The sequence below is a fragment of the Aquimarina addita genome, assembly GCF_039539305.1.
Classification (GTDB): Bacteria; Bacteroidota; Bacteroidia; order Flavobacteriales; family Flavobacteriaceae; genus Aquimarina; species Aquimarina addita.
Map to the genome: position 1 here is coordinate 382912 of NZ_BAABCW010000002.1, position 14586 is coordinate 397497.

11 protein-coding genes are annotated in these 14586 nt (G+C 33.1%); 8 read left to right on the forward strand and 3 right to left on the reverse strand.

The window, feature by feature from the left end:
• Positions 1-286: 286 nt before the first annotated feature.
• Together ABD816_RS04360 and ABD816_RS04365 are read right to left on the reverse strand one after the other, a co-directional pair.
• On the reverse strand, positions 287-1936 hold the full coding sequence (locus ABD816_RS04360; protein WP_344925076.1) for a DUF1501 domain-containing protein: 1650 nt from the start codon (positions 1934-1936) through the stop codon (positions 287-289).
• A gap of 6 nt (positions 1937-1942) precedes the next feature.
• Positions 1943-3472 carry a DUF1800 domain-containing protein gene (locus ABD816_RS04365; protein WP_344925078.1) on the reverse strand — a complete coding sequence of 510 codons (1530 nt, stop codon included), beginning with the start codon at positions 3470-3472 and terminating at the stop codon, positions 1943-1945.
• 164 nt (positions 3473-3636) lie between these two features.
• Between ABD816_RS04365 and ABD816_RS04370 the strand changes: the two genes are divergently transcribed.
• From ABD816_RS04370 to ABD816_RS04405, 8 genes are all read left to right on the forward strand, one after another.
• Positions 3637-4551 carry a S66 peptidase family protein gene (locus ABD816_RS04370; protein WP_344925080.1) on the forward strand — a complete coding sequence of 305 codons (915 nt, stop codon included), beginning with the start codon at positions 3637-3639 and terminating at the stop codon, positions 4549-4551.
• A gap of 36 nt (positions 4552-4587) precedes the next feature.
• A complete protein-coding gene (locus tag ABD816_RS04375; RefSeq protein WP_344925081.1) occupies positions 4588-4947 on the forward strand; it encodes a YraN family protein in 360 nt (119 codons plus the stop codon).
• A 5-nt stretch (positions 4948-4952) separates the two neighbouring features.
• Positions 4953-5849, forward strand: a complete 897-nt coding sequence (locus ABD816_RS04380) for an aldo/keto reductase (protein WP_344925082.1) — start codon at positions 4953-4955, stop codon at positions 5847-5849.
• Between the two features lie 292 nt (positions 5850-6141).
• Positions 6142-7095 (forward strand): helix-turn-helix domain-containing protein, encoded by a 954-nt coding sequence (locus ABD816_RS04385; RefSeq protein ID WP_344925083.1) that lies wholly within the window; start codon positions 6142-6144, stop codon positions 7093-7095.
• Between the two features lie 77 nt (positions 7096-7172).
• Complete coding sequence (locus ABD816_RS04390) at positions 7173-8156, forward strand: Vgb family protein (RefSeq protein ID WP_344925085.1); 984 nt, start codon at positions 7173-7175, stop codon at positions 8154-8156.
• An 89-nt stretch (positions 8157-8245) separates the two neighbouring features.
• Entirely contained in the window at positions 8246-9370 is a 1125-nt protein-coding gene (locus tag ABD816_RS04395; protein ID WP_344925087.1) for a helix-turn-helix domain-containing protein, read from the forward strand.
• Between the two features lie 92 nt (positions 9371-9462).
• Positions 9463-10392 (forward strand): hypothetical protein, encoded by a 930-nt coding sequence (locus ABD816_RS04400; RefSeq protein ID WP_344925090.1) that lies wholly within the window; start codon positions 9463-9465, stop codon positions 10390-10392.
• Between the two features lie 274 nt (positions 10393-10666).
• Positions 10667-10960 (forward strand): hypothetical protein, encoded by a 294-nt coding sequence (locus tag ABD816_RS04405; RefSeq protein ID WP_344925092.1) that lies wholly within the window; start codon positions 10667-10669, stop codon positions 10958-10960.
• A gap of 154 nt (positions 10961-11114) precedes the next feature.
• Here the strand turns inward: ABD816_RS04405 and mfd are convergent, their stop codons facing one another.
• Positions 11115-14492: a transcription-repair coupling factor gene (gene mfd, locus ABD816_RS04410; protein ID WP_344925094.1), complete on the reverse strand. Its 3378-nt coding sequence runs from the start codon at positions 14490-14492 to the stop codon at positions 11115-11117.
• Positions 14493-14586: the final 94 nt, after the last annotated feature.

Consider the following 14586-nt stretch of genomic DNA (forward strand, 5'->3'; position numbering starts at 1 on the left):
TAAATGATATAGGATCGCTACATTTCTGGATTTTGATTTTTAGTAGGAGCATTATTCACAAAGGGTATCTGGTCGATATGAAAATCAACATGCTTATAAAAGGTTGATAGCAGGATTCATCAGATTTATATGATATTAATATCGTCTATGATGAGTGATAAGGTGGTCGTAACAGCACAAGTATACTTAATATTTATATTTCATATACTAAGATTGAAATTTGGTAAAAAAAATACTCCAACTGAAGGGTTAGAGCATTTTTCATGAATTTTTATAAAGGTACTTCTTATGAAATCATCAACGGCTTACTAAAACTGTCTTCTCCAACAAGAATCTGATATACATATTGACCTGTAGTTAATCTTTTCTGAATCGTTTCTTTTACATCGATTTCGATTCTGGTACCTTCTGTAAGTACTTCATTTCTTAGAGTTCCTACTTTTTGACCAATAATATTATATAAGACAACATCAAAATGGGCGGTTCTTGGAGTTGTAATTACAATTGTGGGAGCATTGCTATTCTGAGGATCGTAAGTGACTCCATGAGTAATGGAATTTTCATCGATAGGATTAGAAGAAGAGAGTCCATCACAACTAAATCCAAGATCCAGCGATTCAAACTCTTCTCCCAGTAGTGCGCTGGATACGGTATTAGGATCAATACACATCCACTCTTTCATCACTGTAGAGTATACTTGCCTAAAATCAGTTGTATTTACTACATTACCTCCAGGAGTAAGGTCATTATCAGTGATTCCGGGATGTTCACCTATAAAACCATTTCCATTAAGACCTGTTCCAAAAAACATCATCGGAGCAGCTGTACCGTGATCTGTACCTAGTGATCCATTTTCTGTGAACCTTCTTCCAAATTCTGAGATCGTCATAGATAATACCTTATCATCCCATCCGGATGCAGCAAGATCTGCATAAAAATTATTGAGACCTTCAGAAAATTGATTCATTAATTCCTGATGACGTTGTATCTGATTACTATGTGTGTCAAAACCTCCTAGAGTTACCATATATACTTTAGTACCCAGATTTCCTTTGATCAGTCTGGCAATCACATTGAATTGATTACCTAAACTATTGTCTAAGTACCCTCCAAAATCGGTAGAACTATTATATGCCGCAGAAATAACGTCTGCATAATTATAAGTTGTGTTCGTGACTTCTCTTAAATATTTTACTTTTTCTGCATATGTACAATCAGGATCTACACCTGGATCGTAGAATGCTTCACTTTCTCCAAGCTGTTCTAATCTGGATGCGCTCGAAAACGCAAAAGAAAAATCATTTTCAGGTCCTCTAAAAATAAGGTTCCCGATACTTCCTATTTGGATAGAAGGAGGACTAGCAGGTGGGTTAAACGTATAATCGGGATACAATTCCTGAAAATATCTACCCATAAACCCGGATCGTTCTCTTTCTAATAAATTAGTATTTGCCCAAATATCAGAGCCAGAAAAGTGAGATAAAGAGGAGTCCTCATATCCCACTCCTTGTACTACTTTCATCTGTCCATCACCCCATAGATTCTCTAATTTATTCATAGATTTTGGCATAGCAAACATATCTCGTTCCAAATTGATAAACTCACTGGGAGGAATTTTTATGAGAGGTCTTCTATTAGCATAGCTATCATAGTCATACACAGGGATTATGGTGTTAAAACCATCATTACCACCGCTTAATCTTACGATGACAAGAATATTATCATTCTCTGAGGCACTCAACGCTGCAGATAATGGAGAGGGACTGGATACAGAAAGCCTCGTATTTGCCATCACCATAGATCCACCACCAGCTAAACCGAGAGCTTGTAAAAAAGAACGTCTGTTCCAGGATTTATGATCATCTGGATTACAGACACCATCAGTAGCATTTGTTTTTTTCTTAAATTTTATATTATGGGAAGGATTTGTACTCATGGGGTCTTATTTAAGTTGAAATTCTGGGACATATACAATATAACGTAGTAGTGCGATAAATTGATCATTTAACAATGGATTATCCAGCGTCCATATATTAGGAGCAGTAGCACCTGCTTCAAAATAACTTTCAGGTAAATCTCCTTTAAACACAGCTAAAGCTTCTTCATATATAAGAGGATCCGATACCCCACGGCTAAAAAAGTAATCTAAAATAGCTTTCACTACAATTTCTACATCAGTACTTGCCATGGTGCCTTCTAAATTACCATCGGCAGCGGTGCCAATAGGTAATCCCAATACAAAATTTCTGAATTGATCCTGATTTTCGCTGGAGGCTTGTGTGATTAATGAAGTAGCATTATCCCATCTTAAAATAAGATAATCAGGACTGATCCAATCTTCATCTCCTTGCCAACCTGCTACATCAAAAGGGTTCAGCATATCTTGTCCTAAACGATCTGTAAAATCTCTTACTTCTTCTAAATAGCTAAAAGTAGCCGGGTAGGTAAAATCTGTTTCATTAGAAAAAGAAATTAGCAGATCACAAGGACTTTTAATGATTACACCAATAGCTTCTTGATCAAAAAAATGTTCACTTTTAAATAGTTGTCTTAATACAGGAGCTATTTCAAAATTATTATCTATAAATGTTTGTGCCATTTCGGCAACGATTGCATCACTACAGGTGGGACTTACAAAATAGGTGTAAAGCTTACCGCAAATAAAAGTAGCAATCTCCTGTGGTCGTTGTGCGAACAATACATCATCAATTAATTCATCGTATCCAAAGTTTCCACTTTGTCCAAAAATTGTTTTAGTATCGTTACTAAACTGCCCAGGGTTAAATACAATAGGTCCCCAGGGGATATCATTAGTTTCTACCCATCCCGTTAATGCTTTAGCAGTTTCAATAATATCAGTTTCAGTATAACCATTGTCTACACCCATGGTAAATAACTCATACAATTCCCTGGCATAATTTTCATTAGGTCTATCTCTGGTATTTCTGTCTCCATTAAGATATACTAACATAGGAGAGGAGATACCTATATCATAGACAAAATCTCTAAAATTCCCTAACCCGTGCAATTGTAAAAGATTATAATATTGATATTGATAGGCCGGGCTTCTGTACTCATCATCTTCTGTTACAAAATGATTACTCCAAAATAAAGTTAAGCGATCTCGTACTTTGTTTTGGACAAGGTCGTTAATCATTTGTAACTTTCCTTCTCTGCGATAGAAGCCAGTATCATTTTCTTCATTAGCCATCTCAGCAGCTTCAAACTGATCTCTATCCCAGAATCCGTAAACAGGTGCTGGATTAGGAGCCATCGCAAGAGCTTCGTCTATAAGCGCATCTACTAATGCTGATGGATTATTTTGATTTAATGCATCAATTACTTCGGCTTTTGTAGCTCCAAAAGCAATTCTACGATATAAATGATTAATTTTACTTACATTCCAAGGATTGGTACCAGATGGAACATAAGGCTCTAAAGTTGCTAAGTTGCAGGTAATATCAGAGGCCATAGGCAAGGTAATTAGTAAATTATGGGACGTTTTCAAGCGTAATATAATAATTTAGAACGAAAACAATTGTTAATTAGTGCCATGAATGCTATAATTTAGGAAAATAGTTCTTAAAAAAATAGAAAACAGGCACATTAGAATATACATCATTTCATTACATATATATGGCGGATATTATTTCAAAACCTGATTTTATTGTTAAAGGAGATCAAATAGCAATTATTTCTACAGCAAGAAAGATTTTGATAGAAGAGATCGAAAATGCTGTGACTTTACTTGAAAATTGGGGGTTACAACCAATTATCGGTACTACAATCGGATTAGAAAATAATCAATTTGCAGGAACTGATGATGAGCGTATCATTGATTTTCAACAGATGCTGGACAATCAACAAATTAAAGCGATCTGGTGTGCCCGTGGGGGATATGGTACCGTAAGAATTATTGATCAAATTGATTTTTCTGATTTTATACAACACCCAAAATGGATTATTGGGTATTCTGATATCACAGTTCTACATGCACATATCCATAATTTGGGGATTTCTACAATACATGGAGCAATGCCTGTAAATATTCATCAAAGTAGTACTGAAGCGATAGATTCCTTGAAAGATACTTTATTTGGAAGAAGGATTGTTTATACTATTCCTACTTCTGATATGAATAGGTTGGGTAATTGTACTGGAAAATTAGTGGGAGGTAACTTGTCTATTTTGTATTCAATTTGTGGTTCAGTTTCTTCTCTGGATACCCGAGGTAAGATATTATGCATAGAAGATCTTGATGAATACATATATCATATCGACAGAATGATTCAAAATTTAAAAAGGAATGGATATTTTGATCAATTATCAGGTTTGATCGTAGGAGGGATGACTAATATGCACGACAATACAGTTCCTTTTGGTAAAAATGCGAGAGAAATTATTATTGATTCAGTTAAGGAGTATGACTTTCCTGTAGTTTTTGATTTTCCATTGGGACATATATCGGATAATCGAGCAGTAGTTTTGGGAGCAGAGGTCTCCTTAGAAGTCACCAAAAATAACGTAAAATTAGACTATGTAGTACCATAGTAAAAAACCAATTTCCCTTTGTGGAATTATAAACGTATGGCAGAACATAATGTATTAGGTAAAGAAGGAGAGCAACTGACTATCAATTTGTTACAAAATAGTGGGTATTCAATTTTAGAAAAGAATTATAGATTTGGTAAAGCAGAGGTAGATATTATCGCGAGAAAAGGTGATATTGTTGCTGCTGTTGAAGTAAAAACACGAAGTACTCCTGACTTTGGAAATCCACAGGATTTTGTGAAACCAAAACAAATACAATTATTAATAAAAGCGGTGAACCATTATGTAATTATTAATGATCTGGATGTAGAAGTTCGTTTTGATATTGTTGCCATTATTAAAAATAAATCAGGAACCAAAATAGAGCATCTAGCGGATGCTTTTTATCATTTTTAGAAATTATGAACTATCATCAGCTCGGAAATTCAGATTTAAAAATTAGTGAGATATCTTTTGGATGTATGTCTTTAGAGCGAGAATTTGATACCTCCAGAAAATTGATACACCTCGCAATTAATAAGGGAATTAACTATTTTGATACTGCGGATATATATCAAAATGGAGAAAATGAAATTATACTTGGCAAGGCATTAAAAGAATATCGTAATCAGGTGATCATAGGAACTAAAGTAGGTAATCAACCCCGTCCGGATGGCAAGGGTTGGGATTGGAATCCGAAAAAGAAGTATATCATAAAAGCAGTAGAAAATAGTTTGTCCAGATTACAAACGGATTATATTGATTTGTATCAACTGCATGGTGGTACTATTGAAGATCCAATTGACGAAACAATTGATGCTTTTGAAACCTTGGTAACGCAAGGTAAAATAAGATATTATGGGATTTCATCTATACGACCCAATGTGATTAGAGAGTATACAAAACGTTCTAATATAATTAGTGTGATGATGCAATATAGCTTGCTAGATAGAAGACCAGAGGAATCTTGCCTGAATTTTCTATGTGAAAATAATATTGGTGTTATTGCCAGAGGTGCACTGGCCAAAGGATTATTAGCTGGAAAAACTGCTACAGATTATTTACAATATACTCCATCAGAAGTGACCCAAATAAGCACTATTGTAAAAGAGATCGCTGGTAAAAGAAATACGATGAGTAAAACAGCTATTAAATTTGTGTTGGAACATCCTGCCATTATTTCTGCGGCTGTCGGCATAAGATCAGAAGACCAATTGCTACAATCTATTGGAACAAGCACTAATGATCGATTGTCTAAAGAGGAATTCTTGAAAATGCAACAGGCAATCGAACCTAATTTTTATACAAGTCATAGATAAGATATTGATAAAATAAAATGGATCACTATTTTGATCAAGAATTCTTATTTTAGAAGTACGAATAGATCCATTCGGTCTTGATTTTAAACTAAGTTGGATAGTTTTGTACTTATTAATCAATTTTATGGAAGGTTCTCAATATATAGATCTCATACTTTTTTTAGGTGTGAGTCAGGGAATATTTTTAGCGGTTACCATTCAGTGTATTCAGAATAAAAACAAGCATACAAATAAAATACTTTCACTGATATTATTGATGTCTGCGTGTATGTTATTCGGTAGAATTTTGTTAATGAGATTTTATTCAACTCAATTATTACAATGGTCAATTATTGCAGACGCAATCATCTTTCTATTTGGACCTCTATGTTATTTGTATTTTCGAAGGCTAGCTTTTTTTGAGAATATTGACTACAAACTTTCCTGGAAACATTATGTGCCAGTTTTTCTTCATTTAGTTTTTTCCTGTTATATAGTTTCTTTTGCACATGTAGTATTTATTGAACGATTTTCATCAGGGTATTTTAAAACATCCTATTTTGTAATTGAGGCAATCGGTATCGTTTCTAATTTGTACTACTGGTTTTTAAATACTCAGCTTTTACATAGGTATCAAAATGAAGAAAAAAAATCTATTTCTTTTCAACAGAATCTAGTATCATTTTTAAAGCTGTTTCAGATAATAGTTGGCTTTTTTAGTAGTGTTTGGGTAATTAGTTTTATTACATTTCATTTCTTTAATCGTTCTATATATCTAATTAATTATGATACCATATGGATTGCAGTATCCATCTTAGTCTTTGTTGTAGGATATTATAGCCTAAAGTACCCAGCGCTTTTTAGAGTAAAATTTACAGAGAAAACACAAAAAAATATAAAAAAAAGACTTCCTCAACATCAAATAGATGTATTAGAGAAAGAATTAGAATATCTTATGAATCAAGAGAAAATATTTCTAAAACCAGATCTTACTTTACGCAACCTTTCAGAACGACTGGATACTTCTACACATAACATATCCTGGTATCTTAATAATGTTTTTGATAGTAATTTTTATGATTATATCAATCATTACAGAGTTAAAGAATTTTTATATAAAATTGAAAACAATGAGCATAGTCAGCATACAATTTTAGGACTTTCTATGGATGTAGGTTTTAATTCGAAATCTACTTTTAACAAAGCTTTCAAGTTAGAGATGAATGAGACTCCTAGTAATTATATAAAGCGATTAAAAGTTGTATAAATTGGTGCGAGTATATCCATAACGTCGATTTTTAGCATACTACAGTATACTTTTATGGAAACTTTAAAACTAAAAAAATGAAGATTTTCAACGAAAGCTTTTGTAAAAAAAGTGCTACTATTTTTGTGTCACTAGGGGTATTATTTATGTCAGTTTCTTGTCATAATGAAGATGTGGAGTTAGAATCATTGGATTCAAAAAACGCGAGTTATTCCTCAAAGATTAGAAACGGTCAGAAGGTAGAAACCGTTACTGGAGATTTACCCGGGTTTGGATTTGATGCAGTAACCGTAGATAAGAGGGGGAATATATTTGTATCAGAATTCGGACGATTTACCAGTTCTGGTCCTGATGGAACTTCAATTTTTAAAATAACTAAAAAAGGGGAAGTAAAAGAGTTTGCATCAGATTTATCGGGTCCCTTAGGTAATGCTACAGATCAGAGAGGAAATTTTTATGTTGTAAATGGAAGCAATGGAGAAGATGGAGATGTACTTAAGATAACTCCTGATGGAACCCAAATTAAACTTGCTACCATTGATGGTTTTCCGTCAGGTTTAACTTTAGATAAACGTAATAATATTTACGTGTCTAACTTTACCAGTCCGACTGTTCATAAAATAACTCAGACCGGAGAGGTTTCTGTGTATGCGACTGATCCCAGATTAGCAGGAGGAGTAGGGATAGACTTTGATAATAGAGGAAACCTTATAGTTGGTAATTATACTACTGCGGATATTTTATCTATTAACAGAAGAGGTAATATCTCTCTAATAGCCACTATTCCTGATATTGTCATCAATGGTGCAGGAATAGGATATATTACAGTTGCTAATAATACAATTTTTGCAACAGGTATATCAGTACATAAAATTTTTAGTGTATCACTGGATGGAAAGATCGAAGTTTTTGCTGGTAATGGAGAAGCTGATTCTGTAGATGGGGAATTATTAGAAGCTTCTTTTAATTCTCCAAATGGTATAACCATAGATAAACGAACCAGAACCTTACACATATCAGAATATAGCAGAACTAGAATAAGAACAATCCAACTTTATTAAGACTATAATGGCATTTATGAAAAGACCGTCTCAAAAATGTTTGAACGGTTTTTTTATTTTGAATTAATGTTTACTTTTATTTGTTAATTATGCAATCATTAGAATTTATCGACTTAATTCTATTCCTGGGTATTAGTCAAGGCTTATTTTTGGCAATTACATTACAATTAATAAGGAATAAAAATAAAGAAGCTAATAAAGTTCTTTCATTATTATTAATTCTTGCTGTAGTGATGTTATCTGGAAGGATGTTTTATTTTAGATATTGGAGCGTTCACTTTTTTGAGAGGCTTGCTATATTGGTAGATGTAATTATTTTTCTTTTTGGTCCTCTGTCTTATTTATATCTTAGAAGACTTTCTGTTAGAGAATTTCCCAAGTTTCGATTATCTGCAATACATTTTGTTCCGGCTTTATTACATTTAATTTTTGTTTTCTGGTCTTATACTTTTTCCTTAAAAGAGTTAAATGCATTATGGCAAAAAGGATTTTTGAACATTCCTTTTATTGTGATCGAAACACTGGGCTTAATATCCAATATTTTCTATTTTCTTCTAAGTTTAGTAATTATAAAACAGTATATAAAAGAAGTAAAAAACAATCTTTCTTTTATCCAAAATGCAACATCTTTCTTTTATACATATTTAGTAGCTATTTTTCTCTTTATGCTGGCTTGGATATTGAGTTTTACAAATACATTTATTTGTAATCTTGGATTTGAACACCTTGATTACGATCTGATATGGATTATAATTCCGGTTTTTATATATGTTATTGGGTTTTATAGTTTAAAACAGCCGGCTATTTTCAGGATTCCGGTTGTAAAAAAAGAAAAAGATATACCCAGAGCAAGATTAAATAACGAAGCTTTACAAAAGCTACAAAACGATTTAGAAAAACTTATGATAGAAGAAAAAATATATCTGAATCATAAATTGACATTAAGAGATCTTTCTAAGCGATTAGATACATCAACAAATAATGTTTCCTGGTTGCTCAATAATGTTCATCAACATAGTTTTTATGATTACATCAATCATTATCGAGTAAAAGAATTTATTGAAAAAATTCAGGATGGAGAACATCATCGACATACGTTATTGGCTTTGTCAATGGATGTAGGGTTTAATTCTAAATCTACTTTTAATAAGGCATTTAAATCTGAAATGAATGATACCCCAAGTAATTATATAAAAAAGATAGAAATAATCTAGAAATATATTTGGACGGTTGTACACAAGCGGTCGATTGATACTCATATTGGTAGTTATTTTTGAGAACTATTAACTCTTTAAAATTATCAAGAATGAAAACGAGAATTAAAAAAATTAATGTAAGTACAATCTTTGTTTTAGCTATTTTGGGAATGTCAGTATTTCTAGTTTCTTGTCATGGGGACGGAATTAATCCTGATCCCGAAGTCGAAACATTGGTTGAGAATTTTGCAGCAAATGGTGCTGTTTCTGTAGATAGAAGTGGTATTATTTATGTATCTGAGTATGGTAGATTTGTGAATACCGGAGGGAGTGGAACCAGAGTGTTTAAAGTGTCTCCAAGTGGTAAAGTCTTTGATACGATCCAAGGATTATCCGGTCCTATGGGTACCGCAAAAGATTCTAAAGGAAATCTATATATAAATAATGCTAACAATACTATTAATGGGCAGGTTCTAAAAATAACTCCTGGTGATGAAAGAGAAGTAATAGCGACCATAGATGGATGGCCCAGTAGCATGGCAATAGACAGAAAGGATAATCTTTATATTTCTAATTACACCGCACCCACAGTTCATAAAATTACTCCAGAAGGAACATTAGAGGTATATGCAACTGACCCAAGATTAGCGGGAGGAGTTGGAATTGATATTGACAGTAAAGGAAATATAATCGTAGCTAATTTTTATACTGCGGATATTTTTTCTATCAATCAGCAAGGAGAGTTATCTCTAATCACCACGATTCCGGATATTGTAATTCAAAATTTTGGTATTGGATATCTTACCGTAATTAATGATGTTATTTTTGCTACAGGAATCGCAGTGAATTATATTTATAAAGTAACATTAGATGGAAAAATTGAGATCATTGCCGGTAATGGTCAAGCGGCGCAAATAGATGGCCCTTTATTAGAAGCATCTTTTAGTAACCCTAACGGCATATCAGCAAATAAACGAACCAAAGAATTGTACATTTCTGAATACACAGGTACAGGAGGATTGCGAAAAATCGAATTCTAAAAGTATGGAGTTACGAAAAGGAATTACAAATAAAGTTTTTTGATTTTTATAATTAATTTCGAAATTTAAAAACAGAAAAACCTGAGATTTCTCAGGTTTTTCTGTTTTTAAAAGTAGGATGTATTTCTTTTAAGATTTGATTTGAAATATCTGGAATCTGTTTGCCGTATCATTATTAAAAGTTAAATAAAACCTAATTTTTATTAGTGTATTAAACGTTACTGATGTTTCATTGTCAAAGAAAACTAAGAATAGAACTTAAAAGATTATTAGTATGAAAAAGAATGTAAAAACGTTATTGGCTATAGGTGCTATGGTATTTTCTTTCACCACAATCAGCGCGCAGGAAGAAACCACAAGAGATCGCAAACGACCGGATCCGGAAAAGATGATAGCAAAATTGGATACTGATCAGGATGGTAAGTTAAGTAAAGAAGAGGCCGAAGCTGCAGAAAAAGGAAAATTGGCAGAAAGATTTGATACTATCGATACCAATTCAGATGGTTTTCTTGAATTAGAAGAACTTGCTGCTGCACCTAAAAAAGGAGGTAGAAAACCTGAAGATTAGTCTTATAACTAATAATAGGTATACAAATTAATATACCGAAATAAGCTGTTCTTTAGTACAATGCTTAATTCGGTTTTTTTGTCGCTTTTTCTAGGGTTGAAATACTAGATATATCCGATAGCTAGTTGAAACTATTGATCTAAAAGGATTGCGTTTATATTTCAGCATTCACTTTGGGTTTGAGCTGTTGTATCGCTTTATAAGCTTTCTCTATTGTAAGAATATTTTCGAAAGTAATGAGTAGTCTCAATCCATTTCTAGTTTGTTTTTCTTTCATTTTACAGATTCCAGCATTTTTATGGACAAATTGTAATACACTACTAAAAACAAGACTTTGATAAAAAGGAGACTGTTGGTCACTAATAAAGTAACCGACAAGTTTATGTTGCTTCAGAATAATTTTTTCGATACCAATCGCTGTTGCAATCCATTTGATTCGAACAGAATTCATGAGATCTACAGCTTGTTCTGGTAGTTCCCCAAAACGATCAACTAATCGTTTCTCATATGCTTGTAATGCCTCTTCATCTTTAATGGTATTCAATTCTGTATAAAGATTCAATCGTTCGCTGATACTATTGATATAAGCATCGGGAAACAGTAATTCAAAATCGGTGTCAATTTGAGTATCTTTTAAGTATACTTTTTCTTCTGAAGAGTCTTCATAGAGTTCCTTGAATTCATTTTCCTTGAGTTCTTCAATTGCTTCATTTAAGATCTTTTGATAGGTATCAAAGCCAATTTCATTGATAAAACCACTTTGTTCTCCACCTAATAAATCTCCGGCACCTCTGATTTCTAAATCTTTCATTGCAATATTAAAACCACTACCCAGATCAGAATGTTGTTCCAGAGCAGTAATCCTTTTACGGGCATCATCGGTCATTGCAGAATAGGGAGGGGTAATAAAATAACAGAACGCTTTTTTATTACTTCGGCCTACCCGTCCACGCATCTGGTGAAGATCCGAAATCCCAAAGTTATTAGCATTATTGATAAAAATAGTATTAGCATTAGGTACATCTAATCCACTTTCTACAATTGTTGTAGAAATGAGTACATCAAAATCTCCATTCATAAAGGAAAGCATCAATTCTTCTAGTTTTTTGCCATCCATTTGCCCGTGACCTACAGCTACTTTAGCATCTGGTACTAAGCGTTGTACCATGCCGGCAACTTCCTTAATATTTTCAATACGATTATGTATAAAAAACACTTGTCCTCCACGCTGTATTTCATACATCACAGCGTCTCTGATACTTTCTTCACTAAAGCGAATCACATTTGTTTCTATAGGATATCGATTGGGTGGAGGTGTCGTAATTGTAGATAAGTCCCGCGCTGCCATTAAACTAAATTGTAGAGTTCTGGGGATAGGAGTAGCGGTTAATGTCAGGGTATCAACATTCTCTTTTATGGTCTTTAGTTTATCTTTTACAGATACTCCAAATTTTTGTTCTTCATCTATAATTAATAACCCCAGATTTTTAAACTTCACATTTTTGCTGACCAGTTGATGTGTTCCTATGATGATATCAACTTTTCCGTTTGCCAGATCTTCTAGTGTTTCTTTCTTTTGTTTTGCGGTTCTAAAGCGATTTACATAATCTACTACAACAGGAAAATCTCGCAATCGCTCTCTGAAAGTTTTAGCATGCTGAAATGCAAGGATTGTGGTAGGAACGAGCACAGCAACTTGTTTGCCATTATCAACAGCCTTGAAGGCTGCTCTGATAGCGACTTCTGTTTTTCCAAAACCAACATCTCCACAGATTAAGCGATCCATAGGACGTTCACTTTCCATATCCGCCTTGATAGCTTCAGTAGCAGTACTTTGGTCCGGAGTATCTTCATATATAAAAGAAGCCTCTAGTTCGTGTTGTAAATAACTGTCTGGAGCGTATTGAAAACCTTTTTGTAATTTTCTTTTAGCGTATAATTGGATTAGATTAAAAGCTATATGTTTTACTCGGGCCTTTGTTTTTTGTTTTAAGGTTTTCCAGGCTTTTGACCCTAGTTTATAAATTTGAGGCGCTTTGCCATCTTTACCATTAAATTTAGAAATTTTATGAAGAGAATGTATGCTTAGATACAAGACATCTCTTTCTCCATAAATTAACTTAATGGCTTCTTGCTTTTTACCTTCTACGTCAATCTTTTGTAGTCCTCCAAATTTACCAATTCCGTGATCTATATGAGTAACATAATCTCCAACCTCTAATGTTGTTAACTCTTTTAAAGTAATGGCTTGCTTTTTTGCATACCCGCTTTTTAGGTTGAACTTATGATACCTTTCAAAAATTTGATGATCTGTGTAACAAATTATTTTATGATCATGATCTACAAATCCTTTATAAGCAGAAAAGACAATTGTTTCATATTGTTTTACATCAAGATCAGCATCATCAAAAATATCATGAAATCGTTTTGCTTGTTGCTCACTGACGCAAAAAATGTAATTATGATATCCTTTTTCATGATTTTCATTAAGGTTACCAATCAATAAATCAAATTGTTTATTAAATGAAGGTTGAGGTTTCGTGTTACATTTTATGGTAACATCTGCCTTAGTTAATGGTTGATTACCTATTTCTACCAAAGTAAATCCCAGTAGTTTCTTTTTGATTAAAGTAGCATTTGTAAAAAGTTCGTCTGGAGTCCCATGTTTGATATCTTCTGAAAGAGTTTTGAAAGCTTCTGTTGCTTTTTCAAAATTTTTGTCAATTCTTGTTGAAAGCAGGTCAATATCCTTAACAAAGACAACGGTACTAGAAGAAATATAATCCAGAAAACTTTCTCGTACTTCTTTAATCGCTTTATTTTCTACATTAGGAATTATCGAAATCTTTTTGATCTGATTTGTTGATAATTGAGTTTCTACATCAAAGGTTCTAATACTGTCTACTTCATCCCCAAAAAATTCAATACGATAAGGCTCATCATTACTAAAAGAAAATACATCCACGATACCTCCACGAACAGAAAACTCTCCGGGTTCTGTTACAAAATCCACCCGTTTAAAATGATATTCAAATAGTATTTCATTTACAAATTCGAGTGACAAGGTATCATTAAGTGTAATTTTTAATGTGTTTTTTTCAAGTTCTTTTTTTGTGACTACTTTTTCAAATAAAGCGTCTGGATATGTAATGATTAATGCTGGTTTTTTTCTGGAATTGATGCGATTAAGAACTTCTGCACGTAGCAATACATTGGCATTATCTGTTTCTTCTATTTGGTAAGGTCTACGGTAACTTCCCGGGTAAAACAACACATTTTTATCACCTAATAATTGCTCTAAATCATTAAGGTAATAGGCTGCTTCTTCTTTATCATTAAAAACACAAAGAAAAGGTTTATCAGCCTCTTTAAAACAACTTTGTATTGTAAAAGATAATGCGGATCCAATAAGTCCCTGAAGATGTGTTTTTATACTGTCCTGAGATTTTTCAGGATCCTGGGCAACGGCTTTCCTCAGATTCTGTAATTGTACAGACTTTGCAAAGGTTTGCGTGATTAGGGTTTTACTCACGTAGCAATAATTTTATGACAAATATACTATTCTTATGTTTTATAGCGAAGTACAATTATAAAGCGAATGCTAAAGAATACTTAAAGTGTATGGT

Coding starts and splice junctions, on each gene's coding strand:
- ABD816_RS04360 (WP_344925076.1), bottom strand. CDS start 1,936: ATGAGTACAAATCCTTCCCATAATATAAAATTTAAGAAAAAAACAAAT.
- ABD816_RS04400 (WP_344925090.1), top strand. CDS start 9,463: ATGAAAACGAGAATTAAAAAAATTAATGTAAGTACAATCTTTGTTTTA.
- ABD816_RS04390 (WP_344925085.1), top strand. CDS start 7,173: ATGAAGATTTTCAACGAAAGCTTTTGTAAAAAAAGTGCTACTATTTTT.
- ABD816_RS04365 (WP_344925078.1), bottom strand. CDS start 3,472: ATGGCCTCTGATATTACCTGCAACTTAGCAACTTTAGAGCCTTATGTT.
- ABD816_RS04370 (WP_344925080.1), top strand. CDS start 3,637: ATGGCGGATATTATTTCAAAACCTGATTTTATTGTTAAAGGAGATCAA.
- ABD816_RS04385 (WP_344925083.1), top strand. CDS start 6,142: ATGAGATTTTATTCAACTCAATTATTACAATGGTCAATTATTGCAGAC.
- ABD816_RS04375 (WP_344925081.1), top strand. CDS start 4,588: ATGGCAGAACATAATGTATTAGGTAAAGAAGGAGAGCAACTGACTATC.
- ABD816_RS04395 (WP_344925087.1), top strand. CDS start 8,246: ATGCAATCATTAGAATTTATCGACTTAATTCTATTCCTGGGTATTAGT.
- ABD816_RS04405 (WP_344925092.1), top strand. CDS start 10,667: ATGAAAAAGAATGTAAAAACGTTATTGGCTATAGGTGCTATGGTATTT.
- ABD816_RS04380 (WP_344925082.1), top strand. CDS start 4,953: ATGAACTATCATCAGCTCGGAAATTCAGATTTAAAAATTAGTGAGATA.